Origin of the sequence: Amphiplicatus metriothermophilus (assembly GCF_900199215.1) — a bacterium.
GTDB classification, from domain to species: domain Bacteria; phylum Pseudomonadota; class Alphaproteobacteria; order Caulobacterales; family Parvularculaceae; genus Amphiplicatus; species Amphiplicatus metriothermophilus.
In genome coordinates, this window is record NZ_FZQA01000008.1 from 1 (window position 1) to 21,424 (window position 21,424).

A 21,424-nucleotide genomic window follows, 5' to 3' on the forward strand; every position below is an offset into this window, starting at 1 on the left:
GGGGGGGGGGCGGTCCCGGGTCTGCATCGCACCGCTGCGCGCTGCGCCGCATCCGGGACGACGACGGAGCGGGCCGGGAGCGGTCCCGGGTCTGCATTGCACCGCTGCGCGCTGCAATGCGCCCGGGACGACGGGCGCGGATCGGCGCGGCGCGCTTCTTTTCCCCGCTTCGCGTCGCCCGCTTCTCCCCCCGGCGCGACATGGCCTAAGCTCGTCCCATGTCGAATCGCGCCGCCGCCCAAGCCGCCGCCCCTGTCATCCGCCGTCTGCCGCCGGCGGCCGTCAACCGCATCGCGGCGGGCGAGGTGATCGAGCGCCCCGCCGCGGCGGTCAAGGAGCTCGTCGAGAACAGCCTCGACGCGGGGGCGCGGCGCGTCGACATCGAGATCCGCGACGGCGGCAAGACGGAAATCGTCGTCGCCGACGACGGCGTCGGGATGGGCCCGGACGATCTTCTCCTCGCGGTGGAGCGGCACGCGACCTCGAAGCTCGCGCCCGCCGCCGACGGCGAGTACGACCTGACGAACATCGCCACCATGGGCTTTCGCGGCGAGGCGCTGCCGTCGATCGGGGCGGCGGCGCGCCTCGACATCACGAGCCGGGCGCGCGGCGCGCGTGAGGCGTGGCGATTGTCCGTGCACGGCGGCGCTGTGGACGGACCGGCGCCGGCCGCCTTTTCCGGACACGGAACGCGCGTCGAGGCGCGCGATCTGTTCTACGCCACGCCGGCCCGGCTGAAGTTTCTAAAATCCGCCCGAGCCGAGGCTGGCGCCGTCGCCGAAATCGCGCGCCGGCTCGCCATGGCCTTTCCCGCGACCGCCTTTTCGCTCGTCTCCGAAGGGCGCAGGGTCTTCGCCCTCCCCGCGGAAAGCGACGACGCGGAAGGCCGCCTGAGGCGGCTCGGCGCGATCATGGGCCGGGAGTTCGAGGAGAACGCCCTGCCCATCGACGCCGCGCGCGAGGGCGTGCGGCTTTCGGGCTTCGCGGGCCTGCCGACCTTCAATCGCGGCCTGCCCGACAAGCAGTTTCTGTTCGTGAACGGACGGCCGGTGCGCGACAGGCTGATCGTCGGCGCGGTGAGGGGCGCCTACGCCGATTTCCTCGCCCGCGACCGCCACCCCGTCGTCGCGCTGTTTCTCGAAACCCCGCCCGAGCTCGTCGACGTCAACGTCCATCCGGCGAAGACGGAAGTGCGCTTCCGCGACCCGGGGATGGTCCGCGGCCTCATCGTCGGGGCGCTGCGTCATGCGCTCGCCGAGGCCGGCCATCGCGCGGCGACGACGACCGCGGCGTTCGCGCTGGGCCGGCTGCGCGCGGGCGGCGGCCCGTCGCGAGCCTACGCGCCGATCCGGCCGGGCCTGTCTCCAGCGGCGGCGCCCAACCCCTTCGCGCCGCATGCGGAGGATTCTGCCGCGGCGCCCGGCGGCCTCGGCGATCGCGCGCGCGCCTTCGCCCCGGCGCTGGCGGGAACCGACGCGCCCGGCGCGCGCGCCGATATCGCCGCGGGGGACGGCGCCGCGGCCCGGCGATTTCCCCTCGGCGCGGCGCGCGCCCAGCTTCACGAGACCTATATCGTCGCCCAGACCGAAGACGGGCTCGTCATCGTCGACCAGCACGCCGCCCATGAGCGGCTCGTCTATGAGAAGATGAAGGCCGCGCTCGCCGCAGGCGCGGTCCCGCGCCAGGGCCTTCTGATTCCCGAGATCGTCGAGCTCGAACCCGACGAGGCCGAGCGCGTCGCGGCGCGGGCCGAGGAGTTCGCCGAGCTCGGGCTCGTGCTCGAACGCTTCGGCGAGGACGCGGTCGTCGTGCGCGAAATTCCGGCGCTTCTCGGCCAGGCCGATATCTCCGCGCTGGTGCGCCGGCTCGCCGACGATCTCGCCGAACTCGGCGACGGCCTGGCGCTCAGGGAGCGGCTTGAAGAGGTGTGTTCGGCGATGGCATGCCGCGGCTCGGTGCGCGCCGGGCGCCGGCTCACGGTCGAGGAGATGAACGCGCTCCTGCGCCAGATGGAGGCCACGCCCCATTCCGGCCAGTGCAATCACGGCCGGCCGACCTATGTCGAGCTGAAGCTCGCCGACATCGAACGCCTGTTCGGCCGGCGCTGAGGGGACCGGCCGCGAAGGGCGGTTGACGGGCGCGAAATATGTAACCAGTATGGTACATTAGAAAGCGCGGGAGGAACATCATGCGACGGCGGATTCTTGCGGCGGCCCTTATGGGGCTGTGGACGGCGGGGGCGGGCGCGGCGGCGGGCGGCGAGCCTTCGAAGACGGCGGTCGCGGCCTATGAGCCGATGGCGCCGTTCGCGCCGCTCGCCGGTTCGGCCTGGCGCGGGGAGGGCGCGGGTCCGGACGGCGCGCCGATCGTCGACACGGTCGTCTACGACTTCATTCTGGAAGGGCGCGCCCTGCAATCGACCCATCGGCTGGCCGACGGAAGCTATGGGGGGCGCACCATCATCTTCTACGATGAAGGCGCGAAGGAATACGTCTTCCACTATTTCACGACGGCGGGCTTTCATACGACGGGAACGGTGAGGCTCGAGGAGGACGGCTTCGAGGCCGTCGAGACAGTGCACGGCCACGAGACGATCGCGCAGGTGCGCGCGCGCGCGACCATCGGCGAGGATGCGCTCACGGTCGATTCTCTCTATGTAGACAGGAACGGGGTCGAGAAGCCGGGCCGGACCATGACCTATCGCCGGCTCGACGCGAGACCGAAACTGTTCGCAGACGGAGAATAAGATCTTGCTGCAGCCGGAGTTCGTCCCGCTCGCCGCGCTCGGCGATTACGTCGCGCGCGCGGACGAGGAGATGCGCGCCCGCGCGCGCGCCTTTTTCGAGGAGATCCGGCGCCGCCACACGGTGCGCGAGTTCTCGCCCGAGCCCGTGCCGCGCGACGTCGTCGAGACCTGCATCGCCGCGGCCGGGCGCGCCCCGTCCGGCGCCAACCAGCAGCCCTGGCGTTTCGTGCTGGTGGGCGATCGCGAGATCAAACGGAAGATCCGCGCCGCCGCCGAGGCGGAGGAGCGCGCCTTCTACGCCGGCAAGGCTTCGCCCGAATGGCTCGACGCGCTCGCGCCGCTCGGCACCGACGAGGTCAAGCCCTATCTCGAGATCGCGCCGTGGCTGATCGCCGTCTTCGCCGAGCGCCGCAACGCGGCGGCGACGGGCCGCGAGCAGAAGACCTATTACATGAACGAGAGCGTCGGCATCGCGACCGGCTTTCTCATCGCCGCGCTGCATCACGCGGGGCTCGCCACGCTCACCCACACGCCGAATCCGATGGCGTTTTTAAGCGAGATTCTCGACCGTCCGCCCTCGGAGAAACCCTACATGCTGATCGTCGCAGGCCGGCCGGCGGCGAACGCGCAGGTCCCCAAACATGCGCTGAAGAAGAAAGCGCTCGAGGACATTCTGCGCGTCGTCTGACGGCCGCGCTCAGCCCTCGGCCGCGCGCCGGGCGAGGGCTTCGACCCGGTCGGCGGCCTCTTCGAGCGCGCGCCGCGCCGCGCCGGCGCTTTCGGGATCGAGCGGGGCGCCGGCGGCCTCGAGATCGGCGAGGCGCTTGCGCGTCTCGAACAGCTCGTCGCACACGGTGAGCGCGGCGAGCAGCATCAGCCGCGCGTCGCCGATCTGGCCCAGCTCGCCCGACAGGCGCGTCACATGGCGGTCGAAATAGTTGGCGAGCTGCTGCAGGCGCTGCTCCTGGCCGTCGTCGCAGGTGACCTTGTAGAGGCGCCCGTTGATCGCGATGTCCGCCTGCGCCATGGATCACGCCTCGTTCGCTTGAGCGCCGGCCGCGCCGTCGGCTTCGTCGAGAATGGCGCGCAGCTCCGCGATCACGCCGGCGATGGCTTCCGAGGCGGCCTCCGCGCGCGCCCGCGCGGCGCGCGACTGGCGGCGGGCGGCCTCTGCGAACTCGCCCTGAAGGGCGAGATTGTGAAGGCGCTGGGCGAGCGCGTCTTCCAGCGCCTCGACGGCGCCGGAGAGCCGCGCGGCCGCGTCTTCAAAGGTCGACATGGGATCGCGTCTCCTCGACTGCGGCGCGGCCAGTTTGGCGAGCGCCGCGGCGTCTGTCCAGAAAGGGCGGATTCATCCTTTAGTCAGGATGCGTTGTCGGTTAGGAGCGCTCTCTTGACCCTCCGGCGCCTGCGAGGCATGAAGCGCCGCGAGAAAGCCGCATCGCGATCCATCCCGCCCAGATCGAGGTTCGAATGGCCGACACCGCCCGCGCCGGGACTGCGCCCGCCGATCCCGCCCTTTTCGCCGGCATGGCCAACGCCATCCGCGCGCTCGCCATGGACGCGGTGGAGCAGGCGAAATCCGGCCATCCCGGCATGCCGATGGGCATGGCCGACGTCGCGACGACGCTGTTCGCGCGGTTCATGAAGCTCGACGCCGCCGCGCCGGACTGGCCCGACCGCGACCGCTTCATCCTGTCGGCCGGCCACGGCTCGATGTTGATCTACGCCCTCGGCTGGCTCCTCGGCTATGAGGGAATGGACCTCGACCAGATCCGGAACTTCCGCCAGCTCGGGTTCAAGACCGCCGGCCATCCCGAATACGGCCACGCCCCGCTCGTGGAGACGACGACCGGCCCGCTCGGCCAGGGGCTCGCCAACGCCGTCGGGATGGCGATCGCCGAGGCCCATCTCGCCGCCCGCTTCGGCGAAGACCTCGTCGACCACTACACCTATGTGATCGCGGGCGACGGCTGCCTGATGGAAGGGATCAGCCACGAGGCGATCGCCCTCGCCGGGCATCTGAAGCTCCGTAAGCTGATCGTTCTGTTCGACGACAACCGGATTTCGATCGACGGGCCGACCGCGCTCGCCGACTCGACCGACCAGCTTCAGCGCTTCGCCGCCTCGGGCTGGGCGACGGCGCGGGTCGACGGCCATGACCCGGAAGCGGTCGCGCGCGCCCTCGAGGCCGCGCGGGAAAGCGACCGGCCGAGCCTCATCGCCTGCCGCACCGTCATCGGCCGCGGCGCTCCGAAGAAGGGCGGCACGGCGGCCGCGCACGGCGCGCCCCTGGGCGCGGAGGAGATCGCGGCCGCGCGCGAAGCGCTGGGCTGGCCGCATCCGCCGTTCGAGATTCCGGACGACATTCTCGCCGCCTGGCGCGAAGCCGGCCGGCGCGGGCGCGCCGCGCGCGAAGCCTGGCGCGCGCGTCTCGACGCCTCCCCGCAAAAGGACGCGTTCGAGGCCGCGCTCAAGGGCGACTACGCCGAAACGCTGGCCGGGGCGATCCGCGAGTACAAGAAGGTTCTCGCTGAAAATCCGCCCAAGGTCGCCACGCGCAAGGCTTCGGAAATGGCTCTCGAGGTCGTCAATGCGGCGATCCCCGACACGGTGGGCGGCTCGGCGGACCTGACGGGCTCGAACAACACCAAGACCAAGGGTCTTGATGTTCTGAGCGCGGAGAATTACGCCGGCCGCTACCTCCATTACGGCGTGCGCGAGCACGCCATGGCCGCGGCGATGAACGGCATGGCGCTGCATGGCGGCGTCGTTCCCTATGGCGGCACGTTCCTCGTCTTCTCCGACTATTGCCGGCCGGCGATCCGTCTCGCCGCGCTGATGGGCCAGCGCGTCGTTTTCGTCATGACCCACGACTCGATCGGACTCGGCGAGGACGGTCCGACCCATCAGCCGGTCGAGCATCTCGCCGCCCTGCGCGCGATTCCCAATCTCAAGGTGTTTCGTCCGGCCGACGCGGTGGAGACGGCCGAATGCTGGGAGCTCGCGCTGGCGAGCCGCGACGGGCCGAGCGTCATCGCGCTCACCCGCCAGAATCTCGCGCCCGCCCGGCTCGCCCATGAGGACGAGAACCGCTGCGCGCGCGGCGCCTATGCGATCGCGGAAGAGGCGGACCCGGACGTGGTGCTGATCGCCACGGGCTCGGAGGTCGAGATCGCCCTCGCAGCGCGCGAGAAGCTCGCCCAAGGCAAAATCCGCGCCCGCGTCGTCTCCGCGCCGAGCTTCGAGCTGTTCCGTCTGCAGCCGGAGAAATACCGCGCCAGGCTGCTCGGCAAGGCGCCGCGCGTCGGCGTGGAGGCGGCGGTCCGTCAGGGGTGGGATCTGTTCCTGCGCCGCAAGGACGCCTTCGTCGGCATGACCGGCTTCGGCGCGTCGGGCAAGGGGCCGGACCTTTACGCGCATTTCGGGATCGCTGCAGACGCGGTCGCGAAGGCTGCAAAGAAGCTGATCGATTAGGAGAAGGACGATGACCGTAAGAGTCGCAATCAACGGGTTCGGGCGCATCGGGCGTCTGGCGCTGCGCTCGATGATCGAGCATGACCGGCAGGGGATCGAGGTCGTCGCCATCAACGATCTCGGGCCTGTCGAGACCAACGCGCATCTCTTGCAATACGACTCCGTACACGGACGCTTCCCGCAGGAAGTCAAGACGACCGCCGACAGCATCGACGCCGGTCGCGGGCCGATCAAGGTCTTCGCCGAGCGCGATCCGGCGAAGCTGCCGTGGAAGGATCTCGGCGTCGACATCGTCTTCGAATGCACGGGCGTCTTCACCGACCGGGAAAAGGCGGCGCTTCATCTCGACGCCGGCGCCAGGCGGGTGCTGGTCTCCGCCCCTTCCAAAGGCGCGGACAAGACCATCGTCTACAAGGTCAACCACAGCGCGCTGACGAAGGACGATCTCGTCGTCTCGAACGGCTCGTGCACGACCAACTGCCTCGCGCCGGTCGCGAAGGTTCTCAACGACGCGGTCGGGATCGACTACGGCTACATGACGACGGTGCATTCCTACACCGGCGACCAGCCGACGCTCGACACGCTGCACAAGGATCTTTACCGCGCGCGCGCGGCGGCCATGTCGATGATCCCGACCTCGACCGGCGCGGCCAAGGCGCTCGGCCTCGTCCTGCCCGAGCTGCAGGGCAAGCTCGACGGCTCGTCGATCCGCGTGCCCACGCCGAACGTCTCCGTCATCGACCTCGTCTTTACGGCGTCGCGCGAGACCGCGGTCGAGGAGGTCAACGGCGCGGTGATCGAGGCCGCCGACGGGCCGATGAAGGGCGTGCTCGCCTACACCGACAAGCCGCTGGTCTCGTCGGACTTCAACCACAATCCCCATTCCTCGACCTTCGCGCTCGCGCAGACGCAGATCATCAAGGGCCGGCTCGTGCGGGTGCTGGCCTGGTACGACAACGAATGGGGCTTCTCCACGCGCATGGCCGACGTCGCGCTCGAGATGGCCAAACACCTCTGAGGAGCCGCACTCCATGGGCGGGGGACGGGCCAAGACGGGGCGAATGCGGCGCGCGATCGCCGCGCTCGCCCTGGCCGCCGGCGCGAGCCTTTCGGCCTGCGACGGCGAGCCGGACGCCCGGAATCAGCCCCTGGAGCCCGCGGTCGAGCCCGGTCCGGGGGCGCAAGACGGCGAGCGGCCGACGGCGCATCAGCCGGTTTACATCGGCGTGTGGGCGGCGGAGCCCGCGCTTTGCGGCGTCGCCCCCGGCTCGGCCGATCCGTCGCCCGTCGCCTTCACGGCGGACGCCTTCATCGGCTATGAGAACCGCTGCCGCATCGCGAACGCGCAAGAAGGGACCGAAGGCGGCTACCGGCTCGATCTTCTCTGCGAGGGCGAAGCCGCGCCCTACGCCGAGACCGTCGATGTCGATGTGGGCGGCGACATGCTGCGGCTGAGCCGCGCGGACGGGCAGGAGACGGTTTTCGTCCGCTGTCCCGCCGACGATCGGAAGGAGCGATGATGGCGCGCTATCGCACGCTTGACGATTTCGACGTGGCCGACAAGCGCGTTCTGGTGCGCGTCGATTTCAACGTCCCCATGAAGAAGGGCGAGGTGACCGACGCGACGCGCATCGAGCGGGCGCTCCCCACCATCAAGGAGCTCTCCAAGCGCGGCGCCAAGGTGATCCTGCTGTCCCACTACGGGCGGCCCGACGGCGCGCCGAATCCGGAGTATTCCCTGCGTCCCGTGGCGAAAAAGCTCGGCGCGCTGCTCGGCGGGCCTGTGGAGTTCGCTTCCGACTGCGTCGGCGAGCCGGCGCGCCGGACGGCCGCGCGCCTCATCGGCGGCGACGTGGCGCTGTTCGAAAACACGCGCTTTCACGCCGGCGAGGAGAAGAACGACCCCGACTTCGTGAAGGCGCTCGCCGAGAACGGCGATCTCTACGTCAACGACGCCTTTTCCGCGGCCCATCGCGCCCACGCCTCGACCGAGGGGCTGGCGCGCGTTCTGCCGGCGGCGGCCGGCCGGGCGATGCAGCGCGAGCTCGATTACCTCGCCGCGGCGCTGTCGAACCCGGAGCGCCCCATGATCGCCGTGGTGGGCGGGGCCAAGGTTTCGAGCAAGCTCGACCTTCTCCTCAATCTCATCGGCAAGGCGGACGCGCTCGTCGTCGGCGGCGGCATGGCCAACACCTTCCTGTTCGCCAAGGGGCTCTCCGTCGGCAAATCGCTGTGCGAGCCGGGCCTCGCGGACACGGCGCGGGAGATCATGGCGCAGGCGGCGGAAAAGGGATGCGAGCTCGTCCTGCCCGTCGACGCGGTGGTCGCGAAAAAATTCGAGGCCGGCGCGCCGAGCGAGGTTGTCGCCGTCGATGCGGTCAGACCCGACGACATGATCCTCGATCTCGGGCCGGAAAGCGTCGATCTGATCGCCGCGAAGATCGAGGCCGCCAAAACGCTCGTGTGGAACGGACCGCTCGGCGCGTTCGAGATCGCGCCCTTCGACACGGCGACGGTGGAGGCCGCGCGCTTCGCGGCCCGGCGCGTGAAGGAGGCCGGTCTCGTCGCGGTCGCGGGCGGGGGAGACACCGTCGCCGCTCTCAACCACGCGCAGGCCGCGGACGACTTCACCTACGTTTCGACCGCCGGCGGCGCCTTTCTCGAATGGCTGGAAGGCAAGACGCTGCCGGGCGTTAAAGCGCTGGAAGCGAACGAAGACAAAGGGGACGAGCAATGAACCTCGACGCGCTCAACAAGATCGCGCTCGCCATGATGACCCCTGGCAAGGGAATTCTGGCGGCGGATGAATCCTCAGGCACCATCAAGAAGCGTTTCGAGTCCATCGGCGTCGAGTCGACGGAGGAGAACCGCCGGGACTACCGCGAGATGCTCTTCCGCACCGAAGAGGCGATGAAGGAATACATCTCCGGCGTCATCCTGTTCGACGAGACGATCCGCCAGAACGCGAAGGACGGAACGCCGCTCGTGAGGCTGATCGAGCAGGCCGGCGCCGTCCCGGGAATCAAGGTCGACAAGGGCGCGAAGGATCTTCCCTTCGCGCCGGGCGAGAAGATCACCGAAGGCCTCGACGGGCTGCGCGACCGGCTGAAGGAGTATTACGGGCTCGGCGCGCGCTTCGCGAAATGGCGCGCCGTCATCGACATCGGCCGCGGCGGCGACCGCGCGATTCCTTCCGTCTGCTGCATAAAGACGAACGCGCACGCGCTCGCCCGCTACGCCGCGCTCTGCCAGGAGGCGGACATCGTGCCGATCGTCGAGCCGGAAGTGCTGATGGACGGCGATCACGACATCGACCGCTGCTACGAGGTCACCGAATACGTGCTGCGCGCGGTCTTCGCCGAGCTCTACGACCAGCGCGTGGCGCTCGAAGGAACGATCCTCAAGCCCAACATGGTCGTGCCCGGCAAGAAATGCCCCAAGCAGGCGGGCGTTTCGGAAGTCGCCGAAAAGACGGTGAAATGCTTCCGCGCCGCCGTGCCGGCGGCCGTGCCGGGGATCGTGTTCCTGTCGGGCGGCCAGTCCGACGAGGAGGCGACGGCGCACCTCAACGCCATGAACGCGCAATATGCGGACTGGCTGCCCTGGCCCCTGTCCTTCTCTTACGGGCGCGCGCTGCAGGCCGCCCCGCTCAAGGCCTGGGCCGGCAAGGCCGAGAATGTCCCCGCCGCGCAGAAAGCCTTCGCCCACCGGGCCCGCATGAACGGCCTCGCCCAGCGCGGCGAGTGGTCCGACGGACTCGAAGAGGCGGCGTAAAGCCGGCCGGACGGTTCCGCCGTCCTCCCGGCGATGGGATCGAAGGGGCGGTCGCCGGCGGGGTCGCAGCCGGCGAGGGCGAGCGCAAAAAGCGCGACGGCGACGGACGCCGCCGGGGCGCGGGCCGCTGGGGATCGACGCATGACGCTGTCCTCCCGGCGCCATTCTATCCGAAGGCGGCGGCGATGCGAAATTTCCCCTCCCGCCCCCCCTCCCGCCCTTGACGCGGGCCGGCCGCGTACCGACATTTATTTTTGGTAAACCGGTCAGTGTAAGACTTGCCGCCGCCGCTCCGGAGATGTCGTCATGATGGCCGCCGAACACGCCAGCGCGACGCAAACCGTTCCCCCCGAAAAGATCGAGTGGATCGGGGGCTGTCCGACGCCGCCGGCCCCGCCGGTGCGCCCGCTGCACGCGCTCGTCTCCGTCGTCAAGCTCGTCCTCAACAAGGAAGACACCCGTCAGGTGTTCGAAGCCGTCGCCGCCCTGTCCGGCCGGGCCGGCAAGCGCACGTTCAGGCGGTTCGTCGCCACGCCGTACGGGCGCAGGGTCGTGAGCGAGCCAGTGAAGCTCGAGGAAATCCTTTCCGACCGCGAAAGGCTGCGCGCCATGCCGGAAGGCAGCTTCGGGCGCGCCTATCTCGCCTTCATGGAAGGGGAGAATCTGACGCCCGAAGGGCTCATCGATTCCGCCGCCGAAGCGGGCATCGACTTCCGCGGCGATACGCAGTTCCCGGAATATCGCCGCCTGTTCCTGCATCTCGACGTCAGCCACGACCTCTGGCACGTGCTCACCGGCTACGGGCGCGATGCGCTGGGCGAGTTGTGCAATCTGTGCTTCACCCGCGCCCAGACGCGCAATCCGGGCTTCCGGCTCATCATCTGGATCGGGCTTCTCGCCATGAAGCTCGAACGGCCCGGCCAGCCTTTCTGGCGTGCGGCGAACGAAGCCCGCCGCATGGGGCTTGAGGCCGAATGGATTCCCGCCCAGGATGTCGAGGCGCTGCTGCCGCTGCCGCTCGGGGAAGTCCGCCGCAGGCTGAACATCCTGGCGCCGACGGTCTACAATGCGATCCCCGAAGAGGTGAAGCGCGATCTCCTCAAGCCGAAGGTCAAGAAGACCCAGGCCCAGCGCGAAGCCGAAGCCGCGATGGCGGGGTAAGATTCAGGTTTTGGGTTTCAGGTTTTAGGGCTTAAGGGTAGGCCGCGCCGTTCGTCGCCGCCCGAAACCCAACACCTAAAACCTAAGCCCTGAGCATTATGTCCTGCCGCCTTTATCTCGTCACGCCGCCGCGCATCGCCGATCTCGCCCGGTTCGCCGCGGATTTCGAGGCCGCGCTCGACGCCGGCGACGTCGCCTGCGCGCAGCTCCGCCTCAAGGACCGCGACGGAACGCCGGCGCCTGACGAGGAAATCCTGCGCGCGGCGGCGGCGCTCCTGCCCCTGGCGCGGGCGCGCGAGACCGCGTTTCTCGTCAACGACCGGCCGGACCTCGCGAAAAAGGCGGGCGCCGACGGCGTTCATGTCGGCCAGCAGGACGCGGCCTGCAGGGACGCCCGCGCGCTTCTGGGGCCTGACGCCATCATCGGCGTGACCTGCCACGACTCGAAGCACCTCGCCATGATCGCCGGCGAGGAGGGCGCCGATTACGTCGCCTTCGGCGCGTTCTTCCCGACGGATACGAAAGAGGCGCCGACCCGCGCCGATCCCGCGCTCATCGAATGGTGGGCCTACGCCACGACGCTTCCTTGCGTCGCCATCGGCGGGATCACGCCGGAGAATTGCGGCGTCCTGGCGCGCGCCGGGGCGGATTATCTCGCCGTCTGCGGCGCCGTATGGAATGATCCCGACGGTCCGGCGGCGGCCGTGCGCCGGTTCGAGGCTGCGATCCGCGCCGCGCAGGAAGCCCCGCCCGCTGGAATCAGCGGATAAGAAGACTATGGCCGCTCGCCCCATGTCGCCCGCGCTGACGCTTCTGGCCGCCGCGCTGCTCGCCGCCGCGCCCGCCCTTCCGGCGCGCGCCGAGGCGCCGACGGTCGCCGCCGCCTTCGAGCGGATGGTCGCGGGCGATTACGCTGCGGCCCGCGCGTTGGCCGAGCCGCTCGCCGAAGCCGGCGACCGCGACGCGCAGCATCTGCTCGGCTATCTCGAAGAAAAGGGCCTCGGCGGGCCTAAAAATCTCGAGCGCGCGCTCGACCTTTATTTCAGGGCCGCGAGCGCCGGCAGCGCGGACGCGCAGTTCGCGCTCGGCGAGCTCGCCTTTTACGGGGACGGCGTGAAGCAGGACTCGGCGCGCGCCGCGCAATGGTACGCGCTCGCCGCCGACAACGGCCATCCGCCGGCGCAGGTCCGCCTGGGACTCCTTCTGATGAGCGGCGACGGCCTCGCGCGCGATCCCGTTCGCGCCGCCGACCTGTTCGAGGCGGCGGCCGAAGCCGGCGAGGCCGCGGGCCGGTTTTATCTGGGCGCGGCCTACCTTTCCGGCGACGGCCGCAGGCAGGATTTCCGCAAGGCCAAGGAGCATCTTCTTGTCGCCGCCGGGCAGGGCCATCCGGAGGCGCAATTCGATCTCGCGCTGATCCTCGGCGGGGACCTCGCCGGCCCGCCCGACCCCGCGGGGGCCGCCCGCTGGATGCGCGCCGCGGCGGAAGCGGGCCTTCCCGAAGCGGCGGTCGCGTATGGGCTTCTCATCCATGACGGCCGGGCGGGAGAGACCGACGACAGCCCCGCCGACTGGTTCGAGCGCGCGGCCGAAGCGGGCGACCCGCAGGGGCGGTTCCTTTACGCCGTCGCGCTGGCGGAGGGCGACGGGCGGGCGCGCGATCCGGTCGCCGCCCTGCAATGGGTCGACCGGGCGCTGCTCGGCGCGGCGGAGATGAGTCCGGAGCTGCGCGCCAGCGCCGAAGCCCTGCGCGCCCGGCTTGCGGCGGAGATTTCCGGGCGTTCCGACCTGCGGCCCTGATGAAAAATTCCCGTTTCGTTCTCTCGCGAAGCGGGCCATGCTTGACGGCGCATGACCATGAGCGCGCGCATTCGCATTCTGGGGCTTGATCCGGGCTCGGCCGTCACGGGCTGGGGCGTCATCGACTGCGACGGCCCGCGGCTGTCCTTCGTCGCCGCCGGCGCGGCGCGCGCGCCGCGCGGCGAAAGCGCGGCCGGCCGGCTCGCCTGCATCTTCGCCGCCCTGCGCGCCGTGATCGAGACGCACCGGCCCGACGAGGTCGCGGTGGAAGAGACCTTCGTCAACGCCAGCCCGCGCGACGCGCTGGTTCTGGGCCAGGCTCGCGGCGTCGCGCTGCTCGCGCCGGCGCTCGCCGGGCTCGAGATCGCCGAATACGCGACCAACCGCATCAAGAAGGCGGTCGTGGGCCAGGGCCACGCCGCCAAGGCTCAGGTGCAGGCGATGGTGCGCGCGCTTCTGCCGGCGGCGGGGGCGCAGCCGGCGGACGCGGCCGACGCGCTCGCCGCGGCCATCTGTCATGCCCACTGGCGCGGCGCGCGCCGCCTCGCCCGCACGGTCATGGAGGCGCAGGCGTGATCGGGCGTTTGAGGGGAACCGTGGCGGCGGTGTTCGAGGACGGCGCGCTCATCGACGTCGGCGGCGTCGGTTACGAGGTGCACGCTCACGCGCGGCTGCTGCACAGGCTCGCTGCGGGCGAGGCGGCGACGCTCAGCGTCGAGACGGTCGTGCGCGAGGACATGATCCGGCTTTACGCCTTCGAAAGCGAGGCCGAGCGCCAGGCCTTCCGCCTGCTGCAGGGCGTGCAGGGGGTCGGCGCGCGCCATGCGCTCGCGGTGCTCGCCGTTCTGCCGCCGGACGATCTTTATGACGCCGTCGCGGCGCAGGACGCCGGCGTCGTGGCGCGCGCGCACGGCGTCGGCAAAAAGCTCGCCCAGCGCATCGTCAGCGAATTGCAATCGAAGCTCGGCGCGCTCGCCGGAACCGGGCGCGGCTTCGCCGTCGTCGCGCGTTTTCCCGCCGCGGCGAGAAGCGACGCCGGCGCGCCCGACAGCCGCGCCGACGCGGTCTCGGCGCTCGCCAATCTCGGCTATGACGGCGTCGCCGCGCGCCGCGCCGTCGCCCTCGCCGCCGAGTGTCTCGGCGAGCAGGCGGGCGTCGAAGATCTCATCAAGGGCGCGCTGAAGGAGCTCGCAGCGGCGTGACGCCCGAACCCGCCCATAAGGACGACCGCCTGATCGACGCGCTTTGCTGTTCCCCTCTCCCGCGTTGCGGGAGAGGGGTTAGGGGTGAGGGTGGCGGCGCTGTGTTTTTGCACGCAGTTTACGTCGTCATGCGAGGCCGGTTTCCCTCGCGCCCGGTTCTCTCCCCTCTCCCGCCGGGGCGGGAGAGGGGAGAGAACCGGGCGCGCCGTTTCGCCTTGAATGCTTCGCCATGCTCCCGGCCCCGGCGCGCAAGCGAGAGCGAAGACGTCAGCGCGGCGTCGCATCGAACGACGATGGGGCGGTCATGAATCCGCGTCCGAATACCCGGGTCGCGCGTCGTTTCCGCAAGAACGCCAATGCGCCGGAGCGACGGGCGTGGGAGTCGCTGCGCTCCCTTCGCGCGCAAGGTTTTCCGGTGCGCCGTCAACATCCGATAGGTCCGTTCATCGTCGACTTCGCGATCGTCAAGGCGAAGCTGGTCATTGAGATAGACGGCGGCGTTCGCCGCCTTTCGTCCGTCTCGGAAAAAGACGCCGTTCGCGAGCAGGCGATCAGGGGACAGGGCTGGCGGCTCTTGCACGTTCCCGCCGCGACTGCGATGAGCCGGGATCATCTTCTCGCGCTGGTTCAGAAAGAGCTTGGGCTTTGATGCGACGAATCCACCCTCACCCCCGGCCCCTCTCCCGCAAGACGGGAGAGGGGAGAACGCGCGGCGTTTGGGGAGGCCCTCGTGTCTGAACTCCTGCGCAAGGACGACCGCCTGATCGACGGCGCGCGCAAGGCCGAAGACGCCGACGCGGCGCTGCGCCCGAAGCGCCTCGACGACTTCGTCGGCCAGCCCCAAGCGAAGGACAATCTGCGCGTTTTCGTCGAGGCGGCGCGCGCGCGCGGCGAGGCGCTCGATCACGTGCTCTTTCACGGCCCGCCCGGCCTCGGCAAGACGACGCTCGCCCAGATCGTCGCCAACGAGCTCGGGGTGAATTTCCGCGCGACCTCGGGGCCGGTCATCACCAAGGCGGGCGATCTCGCCGCGCTCCTCACCAATCTCGAGGCGGGCGACGTTCTTTTCATCGACGAGATTCACCGCCTCTCGCCGGCGGTCGAGGAAGTGCTCTACCCGGCGATGGAGGATTACGCCCTCGATCTCATGATCGGCGAGGGACCCTCGGCGCGCTCGGTGCGGATCGACCTGCCGCGCTTCACGCTCATCGGCGCGACGACGCGCTCGGGCCTGCTCGCCAAGCCCCTGCTCGACCGCTTCGGCATTCCCGTGCGGCTCGATTTTTATTCCCATACGGATCTTTGCGCCATCGTGCGGCGCGGCGCGGAAAAGCTCGGCGCGGCGATCTCGCAGGACGGCGCGATGGAGATCGCGCGGCGCTCGCGCGGCACGCCGCGCGTCGCCGGCCGGCTCCTGCGCCGGGTGCGCGACGTCGCCACCGTCGAGGGCGCGCCGGTGATCGACCGCGCCGTCGCCGACCGCGCGCTCGCCCGGCTCGAGATCGACGCCGTCGGCCTCGACCCGCTCGACCGGCGCTATCTTCGGCTGATTGCGGAGCATTTCGGCGGCGGGCCCGTCGGGGTGGAGACCATCGCCGCGGCCCTCGCCGAGGCCCGCGACGCCGTCGAGGACGTGATCGAGCCGTTCCTCCTGCAACAGGGCCTCATCCAGCGCACCCCGCGCGGGCGCGCGCTGTCGGCGAGCGCCTGGCGGCATTTGGGCCTGCCGGCGCCGAAGGGCGTCGGGCCCGGCCTGTTCGACGAGGCGGAGACGTGACGGGGCTCGCCGACGCGCTGCCCGCCGACCATGAAGCGGCGATTCTGGTCGGGCGCGTGTGGCGGCGGGACGCCGGCGGGCCGTCGCCCGCGCTCTTCCGGGACGGGACGGTCTTCGATCTCTCGGCGCTCGCGCCGACGACGAGCCTTCTGTTCGAGATCGACGACCTGCCGGCGCGCCTGCGGGAAGGGTCTTTCGACGCGCTTGGCGGCCTCGACGAAATCGGCCCGCCGGGCGCGGATGCAGACCTGACGCTTCTGGCGCCCTGCGATCTTCAGGCGGTGAAGGCGTGCGGCGTCACCTTTGCGGCGAGCCTGATCGAGCGGGTGATCGAGGAGCGCGCCGGCGGGGATCCGGCGAAGGCCGACGCGATCCGCAGCCGCCTCGCCGCGCATGTGGGCGCGAGCCTCGAAGGCGTGCGCCCCGGCTCCGGGGCCGCCGCCCGGCTCAAACAGGCGCTGACGGCCGAGGGCCTGTGGTCGCAATATCTCGAAGTCGGGATCGGTCCCGACGCGGAGATTTTCACCAAGGCCCAGCCGATGTCCGCGGTCGGCTGGGGCGCGCCCGTCGGGGTTCATCCGGCCTCGTCTTGGAGCAATCCCGAGCCGGAGATCGCGCTGGCGGCGAATTCGAAGGGGCGCGCCGTCGGAGCGAGCCTCGGCAACGACGTGAACCTGCGCGATTTCGAGGGGCGCAGCGCGCTTCTGCTCGGCAAGGCCAAGGACAACAACGCCTCCTGCGCCGTCGGGCCGTTCGTCCGGCTTTTCGACGACGATTTCGCCATGGCGGACGTCGAGCAGGCGGTCGTGCGCCTGGAAATCGAGGGGCGCGACGGCTTTTCGCTCGCCGCCGAAAGCCGCATGAGCGAGATCAGCCGCCCGCCCGCCGCGCTGCTCGCGCAGACGATCAACGAGAACCATCAGTATCCGGACGGGCTGATGCTGTTTCTGGGCACGATGTTCGCGCCGGTCGAGGATCGCGGCGAAAAGGGGCGCGGCTTCACCCATCGCGAGGGCGACCGGGTCGTCGTCTCCTCGCCCCGTCTCGGCGCGCTCGTCAATGTCGTGACGACGAGCGACCGCGCGCCGCCCTGGACTTTCGGCGCCGGCGCGCTGATGAAGAATCTCGCCGCGCGCGGGCTCCTCGGGAATTCATGACCGACTTCGCCGTCGCCATCCGCGTCTATTACGAGGACACCGACTTTTCGGGCGTCGTCTATCACGCGCGTTATCTGCATTTCTTCGAGCGCGGGCGCACCGAGGCGCTGCGCGCGTGCGGGGTCCGTCATTGCGAGCTTTTGCAGCGGGCCGAGCCGCTGGTCTTCGCGGTTCGGAAAATGACGGTCGAATGGCTTGCGCCGGCGCGCATCGACGATCTGATCGAAGTGCGCACGCGGTTCGTCGAGACGCGCGGCGCGCGCTTTCTGCTCGAGCAGGAAATCCGCCGCGAGGGGCGGCTTCTCGCCCGCGCCGACGTGGAGGCCGCCTGCATGAACCGGGACGGCCGGCCGCGCCGCCTTCCGGCGGACGTCGCCGGGCGGCTCGCTGCTCGCGTCCGCGACGAAACATCGAGGGCGCGCTCAACCGGCGATTAAAAATCCGACAGGCGCGCGTCGCTTTCGCCGCGCCGGCCGCGATTCGGCCAAATTGTATGGGCATCTGCGCGGCGAACAGGTTACAAGATCGCATGCGGCGGTGTTATTGGACGGCGCAGGGCGGCGCTTGCGCCGCGAGTCCAGGGTCGAAGGAAGACCAGGGTCGAGGGAAGCAACGAGGCCGTCACGCCGGCCGCCTAATATATTCGGCAATTCCGTCAGCGGCCCGCCGGCGCGGGCAGGTGCAGGGGATCGTAAACTATGGAGACTGATGTCGCGATAGCGGCGGGCGCAGGACTGGGGGGCGATTTCAGCCTCTGGAGCCTGTTTCTGAGCGCCGGCCTGGTGGTGAAGGCCGTCATGGGCATCCTGGCGGTCGCTTCGGTCTGGTCCTGGGCGATCATCATCGACAAATCGATGTTGTTCGGCCGGCTCAAGGCGAAATCGCGCCGGTTCGAGGACCAGTTCTGGTCGGGCCGGCCGCTTGACGAGCTGCATCGCAAGATCGCCGACAAGCTGGACCATCCGATGGCCCGGGTGTTCGCCGCCGGCATGGGCGAGTGGGGCCGCGCCAAGGACGCCGGACGCACCGACGCGCTCGTGGCCGGCGCCAAGCAGCGCATCGAGAAGGTCATGAACGTCGCCGTCGCCCGCGAGCTCGAAGCGGCCGAGCGCAATCTCGGCACGCTGGCGACCATCGGCTCGGCGGCGCCCTTCGTCGGCCTGTTCGGCACGGTCTGGGGCATCATGACCTCGTTCCAGGCGATCGCGGCCACCAAGGACACCAATCTCGCCGTCGTCGCGCCGGGTATCGCCGAGGCGCTGTTCGCCACCGCCCTCGGCCTTCTGGCGGCGATTCCGGCGGTGGTCGGCTACAACCGTTATTCCGCCGCGCTCAATTCCTTCGCCGTGCGCCTTCAGGGTTTCGCCGACGAGTTCGCGGCGATCCTGTCGCGCCAGCTCGATGAAAGGGCGCGCTGATGGCTGCAGGCGTCGTCCAGACCGGAACAAGCAACGGCCGGCACCGTCCGGGCCGGCCGCGGCCGATGGCGGAGATCAACGTCACGCCCTTCGTCGACGTCATGCTGGTGCTGCTGATCGTGTTCATGGTCGCCGCGCCGCTGCTGACCGTCGGCGTCGCCGTCGACCTGCCGGAGACCGCCGCCCAGCCGATCCCGGATCAGGGCGAGCCGCTCACCGTCACGGTCGCCGCGGACGGGACCATTTATCTGCAGGAGACGCCGGTGGAGCTCGAAAATCTGGTGCCGCGGCTCAACGCCATCGCCACGGCCGGCTATGAACAGCGGATCTACATTCGCGGCGACCAGTCGCGCTCTTACGGCGAGGTGGTCCGCGTCATGGGCCGCATCAACGCCGCGGGCTATCGCCAAATCGGCCTCGTCACCGATCCAGAGTTGAACTAGCGCGACGGGGAGGCGCCGCGGGAGCCCATGCGTTTCGGCCTCTTCGCTTCGATCCTGCTGCATCTCGCGGTCGCGGGCCTCGCCTTCCTGTCGCTGCCCGAGAGCTGGCGCACGCGGATCGTGAGCGAGCCTGTAGTGCCGATCGAGCTGATCTCCGAAGCGGAGCTGGCGGAGCTGACCAGCGCGCCCGCGGCGCGTCCCGAGCCGGAGCCCGAACCGGAGCCCGAACCGGAGCCTGAACCCGAACCTGAACCCGAACCCGCGCCGCCGGCGGCGGCGGAGGTCAGGCCCGAGCCGGCGCCCGCGCCGCCGCCGCGAGTCGCCGCCGCCGAACCCGAGCCCGAACCGAAGCCGGTCGAGCCGGAGCCGGAACCGGAACCTCAGCCGAAGCCCGAGCCGCCCAAGCCGCAGCCCAAGCCGAAACCGAAAGACGAGGAAATCGATCTCGACCGCCTCGCGGCGCTGGTCGACAAGGCGCGCGACCGGCAAGCCGCTCCCGCGCAGGCGCCGGCCGAAACCGCTCAGCAGGCGGACAGACCGCAGGCCCGCGTCGGCCCCGGCGACCGTCTGACGGCCAGCGACCGCGCGAAGATGAAAGCCGCCGTCGCGCGCTGCTGGAACGTCACCGCGCTCGCCGGCGCGCCGGAGGCGAACAAGCTCATCGTGACCGTCGAATTCGAGCTCAAGCGCGACGGCACGCTGGCCGGCCAGCCGCGCGTGGCGAACGCGACCCAGATCGCCCTTTCCGGCAACCGGTTCTGGCGGGCGGCGGAGCAGACGGCGCTGCGCGCCATAATTTCGTGCCAGCCCTATGATTTCCTGCCGCAGGAACGCTATGACGACTGGAAAGCGTGGGCGATCAATTTCGACCCCAGCGAGATGGCCGGATATTAATTCTTTCAGGGGCGCGAACCGCCGGAAAGCGAGACGATGAGCAAGACCTTCAGACTGCTTTTGAGCCTTGTCGCCTTACTCGCGGCTGCGGCCGCGCCGTTCGCCGCTTCGGCGCGGGTGCGCATCGACGTCACGCAGGGCAATATCGAGCCGATGCCGATCGCCGTGCCGGATTTCATCGCGACCAGCGCGCCGATGAGCGATCTTGCGCGCGACATCACCGACGTCGTCAAGGCCGATCTCGACCGCTCGGGCCTGTTCGCGGTGATTGATCCGCGCGCCTATATCGAGAATCTCGAATCGGTGAACGTGCGCCCGCGCTTTCCGGACTGGCGCCTCATCAACGCGCAGGTGCTGGTCGTCGCCGAAACCCGCGATCTCGCCGACGGACGCATCGAAGTCGCCACGCGCGTCTGGGACGTGTACGCCGGCGAGCAGCTCGGCGCGGTCGCTTTCAAGACGCCTGCGGACAATTGGCGCCGAGCCGCCCACAAGGTCGCCGATTTCGTCTATAAGTCGCTCACCGGCGAGGACGGCTATTTCGACACCCGCGTCGTATTCGTCCATGAAACGGGACCGAAGGACAATCGCGTCAAGCGCCTGATGATCATGGATCAGGACGGCGCCAATCCCACCTTCCTGACCGACGGGCTGAGCTATCAGGCGCTGACCCCGCGTTTCTCTCCGACCCAGCAGCAGATCACCTATATGGCCCTGTTCCAGAATCGTCCGGGCCAGGTCTATCTGTTCAACATCGAGACGGGCGAACAGGAGCAGCTCGGATCGTTCCGGGGCATGACCTTCGCGCCGCGCTTCACGCCGGACGGCGCGCGCGTGCTCATGTCCATGGAACGGGGCGGCAATTCCGACGTATTCATGATGGATCTGGCCACGCGTCGACTTACGCGGCTTACGGACAATCCCGCCATCGACGTGTCGCCCTCGATGTCGCCCGACGGCCGGCGAATCGCTTTCGCGTCCGACCGCGGCGGCTCGCAGCAGATCTATGTGATGAACGCCGACGGATCGAACCAGCGCCGGATCACCTTCGGAGAAGGGCGCTATCAGACGCCCGTGTGGAGCCCGCGCGGCGACCTCATCGCCTTCACGCGGCAATATCAGGGCCGATTCTACATCGGCGTGATTCGCCCTGACGGGACGGGCGAGCGCCTGTTGACCGAGAGCTATCTCGACGAAGGGCCGACCTGGGCCCCGAACGGCCGGGTCATCATGTTCTACCGTCAGACCCCGACCAATCGCGACGGCTCGGGCGGGACGAGCGCGCTCTGGTCGATCGACCTAACGGGCCAGAATCTGCGCCGAATCCCCACGCCGGGCGACGCCTCGGATCCCGCCTGGTCCCCGCTTCTGCCGTGAGGGAAGAAGGATGGAGAACCCGCAACCGAAAATTCATTAGGGCGCCGGAACGGCTTTGCTTGCGCGCGTCAACGGACGCCGCTACTTTTCAGCCATTGGTTAAACTTTGACGTTTAACTGATAGGCGATCGTAAAGGGCCCGATTATAAGTTGTAGCGCGCCCGGCGATCGCGAGGCGCAGGGTCAATTCGAGGGGCT

23 protein-coding genes are annotated in these 21,424 nt (G+C 69.7%); 21 read left to right on the plus strand and 2 right to left on the minus strand.

The features are described from left to right. Window positions 1-218: 218 nt before the first annotated feature. The 3 genes from mutL to CHB64_RS13170 all read left to right on the plus strand — a co-directional run bounded on the left by mutL (window position 219) and on the right by CHB64_RS13170 (window position 3,434). Window positions 219-2,108 carry a DNA mismatch repair endonuclease MutL gene (gene mutL, locus CHB64_RS13160; RefSeq protein ID WP_089413093.1) on the plus strand — a complete coding sequence of 630 codons (1,890 nt, stop codon included), beginning with the start codon at window positions 219-221 and terminating at the stop codon, window positions 2,106-2,108. A gap of 80 nt (window positions 2,109-2,188) precedes the next feature. Next, complete coding sequence (locus CHB64_RS13165) at window positions 2,189-2,746, plus strand: hypothetical protein (RefSeq protein ID WP_089413094.1); 558 nt, start codon at window positions 2,189-2,191, stop codon at window positions 2,744-2,746. Between the two features lie 7 nt (window positions 2,747-2,753). Further along, on the plus strand, window positions 2,754-3,434 hold the full coding sequence (locus tag CHB64_RS13170) for a nitroreductase family protein (RefSeq protein ID WP_375790372.1): 681 nt from the start codon (window positions 2,754-2,756) through the stop codon (window positions 3,432-3,434). A 9-nt stretch (window positions 3,435-3,443) separates the two neighbouring features. Here the strand turns inward: CHB64_RS13170 and CHB64_RS13175 are convergent, their stop codons facing one another. Together CHB64_RS13175 and CHB64_RS13180 are read right to left on the minus strand one after the other, a co-directional pair. Next, a complete protein-coding gene (locus tag CHB64_RS13175) occupies window positions 3,444-3,773 on the minus strand; it encodes a cell division protein ZapA (protein WP_089413095.1) in 330 nt (109 codons plus the stop codon). A gap of 3 nt (window positions 3,774-3,776) precedes the next feature. Then, window positions 3,777-4,025, minus strand: a complete 249-nt coding sequence (locus CHB64_RS13180) for a hypothetical protein (protein WP_089413096.1) — start codon at window positions 4,023-4,025, stop codon at window positions 3,777-3,779. Between the two features lie 194 nt (window positions 4,026-4,219). Between CHB64_RS13180 and tkt the strand changes: the two genes are divergently transcribed. The 18 genes from tkt (at window position 4,220) to tolB (ending at window position 21,226) form a co-directional block, all read left to right on the plus strand. Continuing rightward, window positions 4,220-6,223 carry a transketolase gene (gene tkt / locus CHB64_RS13185; RefSeq protein ID WP_089413097.1) on the plus strand — a complete coding sequence of 668 codons (2,004 nt, stop codon included), beginning with the start codon at window positions 4,220-4,222 and terminating at the stop codon, window positions 6,221-6,223. A gap of 10 nt (window positions 6,224-6,233) precedes the next feature. Then, window positions 6,234-7,241, plus strand: coding sequence for a type I glyceraldehyde-3-phosphate dehydrogenase (gap, locus tag CHB64_RS13190; protein WP_089413098.1), 1,008 nt, complete (start codon window positions 6,234-6,236; stop codon window positions 7,239-7,241). Between the two features lie 13 nt (window positions 7,242-7,254). Further along, window positions 7,255-7,743 (plus strand): hypothetical protein, encoded by a 489-nt coding sequence (locus CHB64_RS13195; protein WP_143266021.1) that lies wholly within the window; start codon window positions 7,255-7,257, stop codon window positions 7,741-7,743. Then, window positions 7,743-8,960: a phosphoglycerate kinase gene (locus tag CHB64_RS13200; RefSeq protein WP_089413100.1), complete on the plus strand. Its 1,218-nt coding sequence runs from the start codon at window positions 7,743-7,745 to the stop codon at window positions 8,958-8,960. Before CHB64_RS13195 ends, CHB64_RS13200 begins: the two co-directional genes overlap by 1 nt. Beyond that, window positions 8,957-9,997 (plus strand): class I fructose-bisphosphate aldolase, encoded by a 1,041-nt coding sequence (locus CHB64_RS13205; RefSeq protein WP_089413101.1) that lies wholly within the window; start codon window positions 8,957-8,959, stop codon window positions 9,995-9,997. The genes CHB64_RS13200 and CHB64_RS13205 overlap by 4 nt, the downstream gene beginning before the upstream one ends. Window positions 9,998-10,303: 306 nt before the next feature. After that, window positions 10,304-11,158, plus strand: a complete 855-nt coding sequence (locus CHB64_RS13210; protein WP_089413102.1) for a Coq4 family protein — start codon at window positions 10,304-10,306, stop codon at window positions 11,156-11,158. A gap of 98 nt (window positions 11,159-11,256) precedes the next feature. After that, window positions 11,257-11,928: a thiamine phosphate synthase gene (gene thiE / locus CHB64_RS13215; RefSeq protein ID WP_089413103.1), complete on the plus strand. Its 672-nt coding sequence runs from the start codon at window positions 11,257-11,259 to the stop codon at window positions 11,926-11,928. A 7-nt stretch (window positions 11,929-11,935) separates the two neighbouring features. After that, a complete protein-coding gene (locus tag CHB64_RS13220; protein WP_143266022.1) occupies window positions 11,936-12,958 on the plus strand; it encodes a tetratricopeptide repeat protein in 1,023 nt (340 codons plus the stop codon). 51 nt (window positions 12,959-13,009) lie between these two features. Beyond that, on the plus strand, window positions 13,010-13,534 hold the full coding sequence (gene ruvC, locus CHB64_RS13225) for a crossover junction endodeoxyribonuclease RuvC (RefSeq protein ID WP_089413105.1): 525 nt from the start codon (window positions 13,010-13,012) through the stop codon (window positions 13,532-13,534). Further along, the gene (gene ruvA / locus CHB64_RS13230; RefSeq protein ID WP_089413106.1) at window positions 13,531-14,160 is read left to right on the plus strand and encodes a Holliday junction branch migration protein RuvA; all 630 of its coding nucleotides are present in this window, start codon (window positions 13,531-13,533) and stop codon (window positions 14,158-14,160) included. The genes ruvC and ruvA overlap by 4 nt, the downstream gene beginning before the upstream one ends. A gap of 304 nt (window positions 14,161-14,464) precedes the next feature. Next, complete coding sequence (locus CHB64_RS13235; protein WP_159462507.1) at window positions 14,465-14,809, plus strand: endonuclease domain-containing protein; 345 nt, start codon at window positions 14,465-14,467, stop codon at window positions 14,807-14,809. 93 nt (window positions 14,810-14,902) lie between these two features. Beyond that, complete coding sequence (gene ruvB / locus CHB64_RS13240; RefSeq protein ID WP_089413243.1) at window positions 14,903-15,937, plus strand: Holliday junction branch migration DNA helicase RuvB; 1,035 nt, start codon at window positions 14,903-14,905, stop codon at window positions 15,935-15,937. Continuing rightward, window positions 15,934-17,094, plus strand: a complete 1,161-nt coding sequence (locus CHB64_RS13245) for a fumarylacetoacetate hydrolase family protein (protein ID WP_183233972.1) — start codon at window positions 15,934-15,936, stop codon at window positions 17,092-17,094. The genes ruvB and CHB64_RS13245 overlap by 4 nt, the downstream gene beginning before the upstream one ends. Further along, a complete protein-coding gene (ybgC, locus tag CHB64_RS13250) occupies window positions 17,091-17,531 on the plus strand; it encodes a tol-pal system-associated acyl-CoA thioesterase (protein ID WP_089413108.1) in 441 nt (146 codons plus the stop codon). Before CHB64_RS13245 ends, ybgC begins: the two co-directional genes overlap by 4 nt. 261 nt (window positions 17,532-17,792) lie before the next feature. Beyond that, window positions 17,793-18,512: a protein TolQ gene (gene tolQ / locus CHB64_RS13255; protein WP_089413109.1), complete on the plus strand. Its 720-nt coding sequence runs from the start codon at window positions 17,793-17,795 to the stop codon at window positions 18,510-18,512. Further along, window positions 18,512-18,955 carry a protein TolR gene (gene tolR / locus CHB64_RS13260; RefSeq protein ID WP_089413110.1) on the plus strand — a complete coding sequence of 148 codons (444 nt, stop codon included), beginning with the start codon at window positions 18,512-18,514 and terminating at the stop codon, window positions 18,953-18,955. Before tolQ ends, tolR begins: the two co-directional genes overlap by 1 nt. Window positions 18,956-18,982: 27 nt before the next feature. Then, on the plus strand, window positions 18,983-19,849 hold the full coding sequence (locus tag CHB64_RS13265; protein ID WP_089413111.1) for a hypothetical protein: 867 nt from the start codon (window positions 18,983-18,985) through the stop codon (window positions 19,847-19,849). A gap of 36 nt (window positions 19,850-19,885) precedes the next feature. Beyond that, entirely contained in the window at window positions 19,886-21,226 is a 1,341-nt protein-coding gene (gene tolB / locus CHB64_RS13270) for a Tol-Pal system beta propeller repeat protein TolB (RefSeq protein WP_089413112.1), read from the plus strand. Window positions 21,227-21,424: the final 198 nt, after the last annotated feature.

Coding starts and splice junctions, on each gene's coding strand:
- mutL (WP_089413093.1), top strand. CDS start 219: ATGTCGAATCGCGCCGCCGCCCAAGCCGCCGCCCCTGTCATCCGCCGT.
- CHB64_RS13165 (WP_089413094.1), top strand. CDS start 2,189: ATGCGACGGCGGATTCTTGCGGCGGCCCTTATGGGGCTGTGGACGGCG.
- CHB64_RS13175 (WP_089413095.1), bottom strand. CDS start 3,773: ATGGCGCAGGCGGACATCGCGATCAACGGGCGCCTCTACAAGGTCACC.
- CHB64_RS13180 (WP_089413096.1), bottom strand. CDS start 4,025: ATGTCGACCTTTGAAGACGCGGCCGCGCGGCTCTCCGGCGCCGTCGAG.
- tkt (WP_089413097.1), top strand. CDS start 4,220: ATGGCCGACACCGCCCGCGCCGGGACTGCGCCCGCCGATCCCGCCCTT.
- gap (WP_089413098.1), top strand. CDS start 6,234: ATGACCGTAAGAGTCGCAATCAACGGGTTCGGGCGCATCGGGCGTCTG.
- CHB64_RS13195 (WP_143266021.1), top strand. CDS start 7,255: ATGGGCGGGGGACGGGCCAAGACGGGGCGAATGCGGCGCGCGATCGCC.
- CHB64_RS13200 (WP_089413100.1), top strand. CDS start 7,743: ATGGCGCGCTATCGCACGCTTGACGATTTCGACGTGGCCGACAAGCGC.
- CHB64_RS13205 (WP_089413101.1), top strand. CDS start 8,957: ATGAACCTCGACGCGCTCAACAAGATCGCGCTCGCCATGATGACCCCT.
- CHB64_RS13210 (WP_089413102.1), top strand. CDS start 10,304: ATGATGGCCGCCGAACACGCCAGCGCGACGCAAACCGTTCCCCCCGAA.
- thiE (WP_089413103.1), top strand. CDS start 11,257: ATGTCCTGCCGCCTTTATCTCGTCACGCCGCCGCGCATCGCCGATCTC.
- CHB64_RS13220 (WP_143266022.1), top strand. CDS start 11,936: ATGGCCGCTCGCCCCATGTCGCCCGCGCTGACGCTTCTGGCCGCCGCG.
- ruvC (WP_089413105.1), top strand. CDS start 13,010: ATGACCATGAGCGCGCGCATTCGCATTCTGGGGCTTGATCCGGGCTCG.
- CHB64_RS13235 (WP_159462507.1), top strand. CDS start 14,465: ATGAATCCGCGTCCGAATACCCGGGTCGCGCGTCGTTTCCGCAAGAAC.
- ybgC (WP_089413108.1), top strand. CDS start 17,091: ATGACCGACTTCGCCGTCGCCATCCGCGTCTATTACGAGGACACCGAC.
- tolQ (WP_089413109.1), top strand. CDS start 17,793: ATGGAGACTGATGTCGCGATAGCGGCGGGCGCAGGACTGGGGGGCGAT.
- tolR (WP_089413110.1), top strand. CDS start 18,512: ATGGCTGCAGGCGTCGTCCAGACCGGAACAAGCAACGGCCGGCACCGT.
- CHB64_RS13265 (WP_089413111.1), top strand. CDS start 18,983: ATGCGTTTCGGCCTCTTCGCTTCGATCCTGCTGCATCTCGCGGTCGCG.
- tolB (WP_089413112.1), top strand. CDS start 19,886: ATGAGCAAGACCTTCAGACTGCTTTTGAGCCTTGTCGCCTTACTCGCG.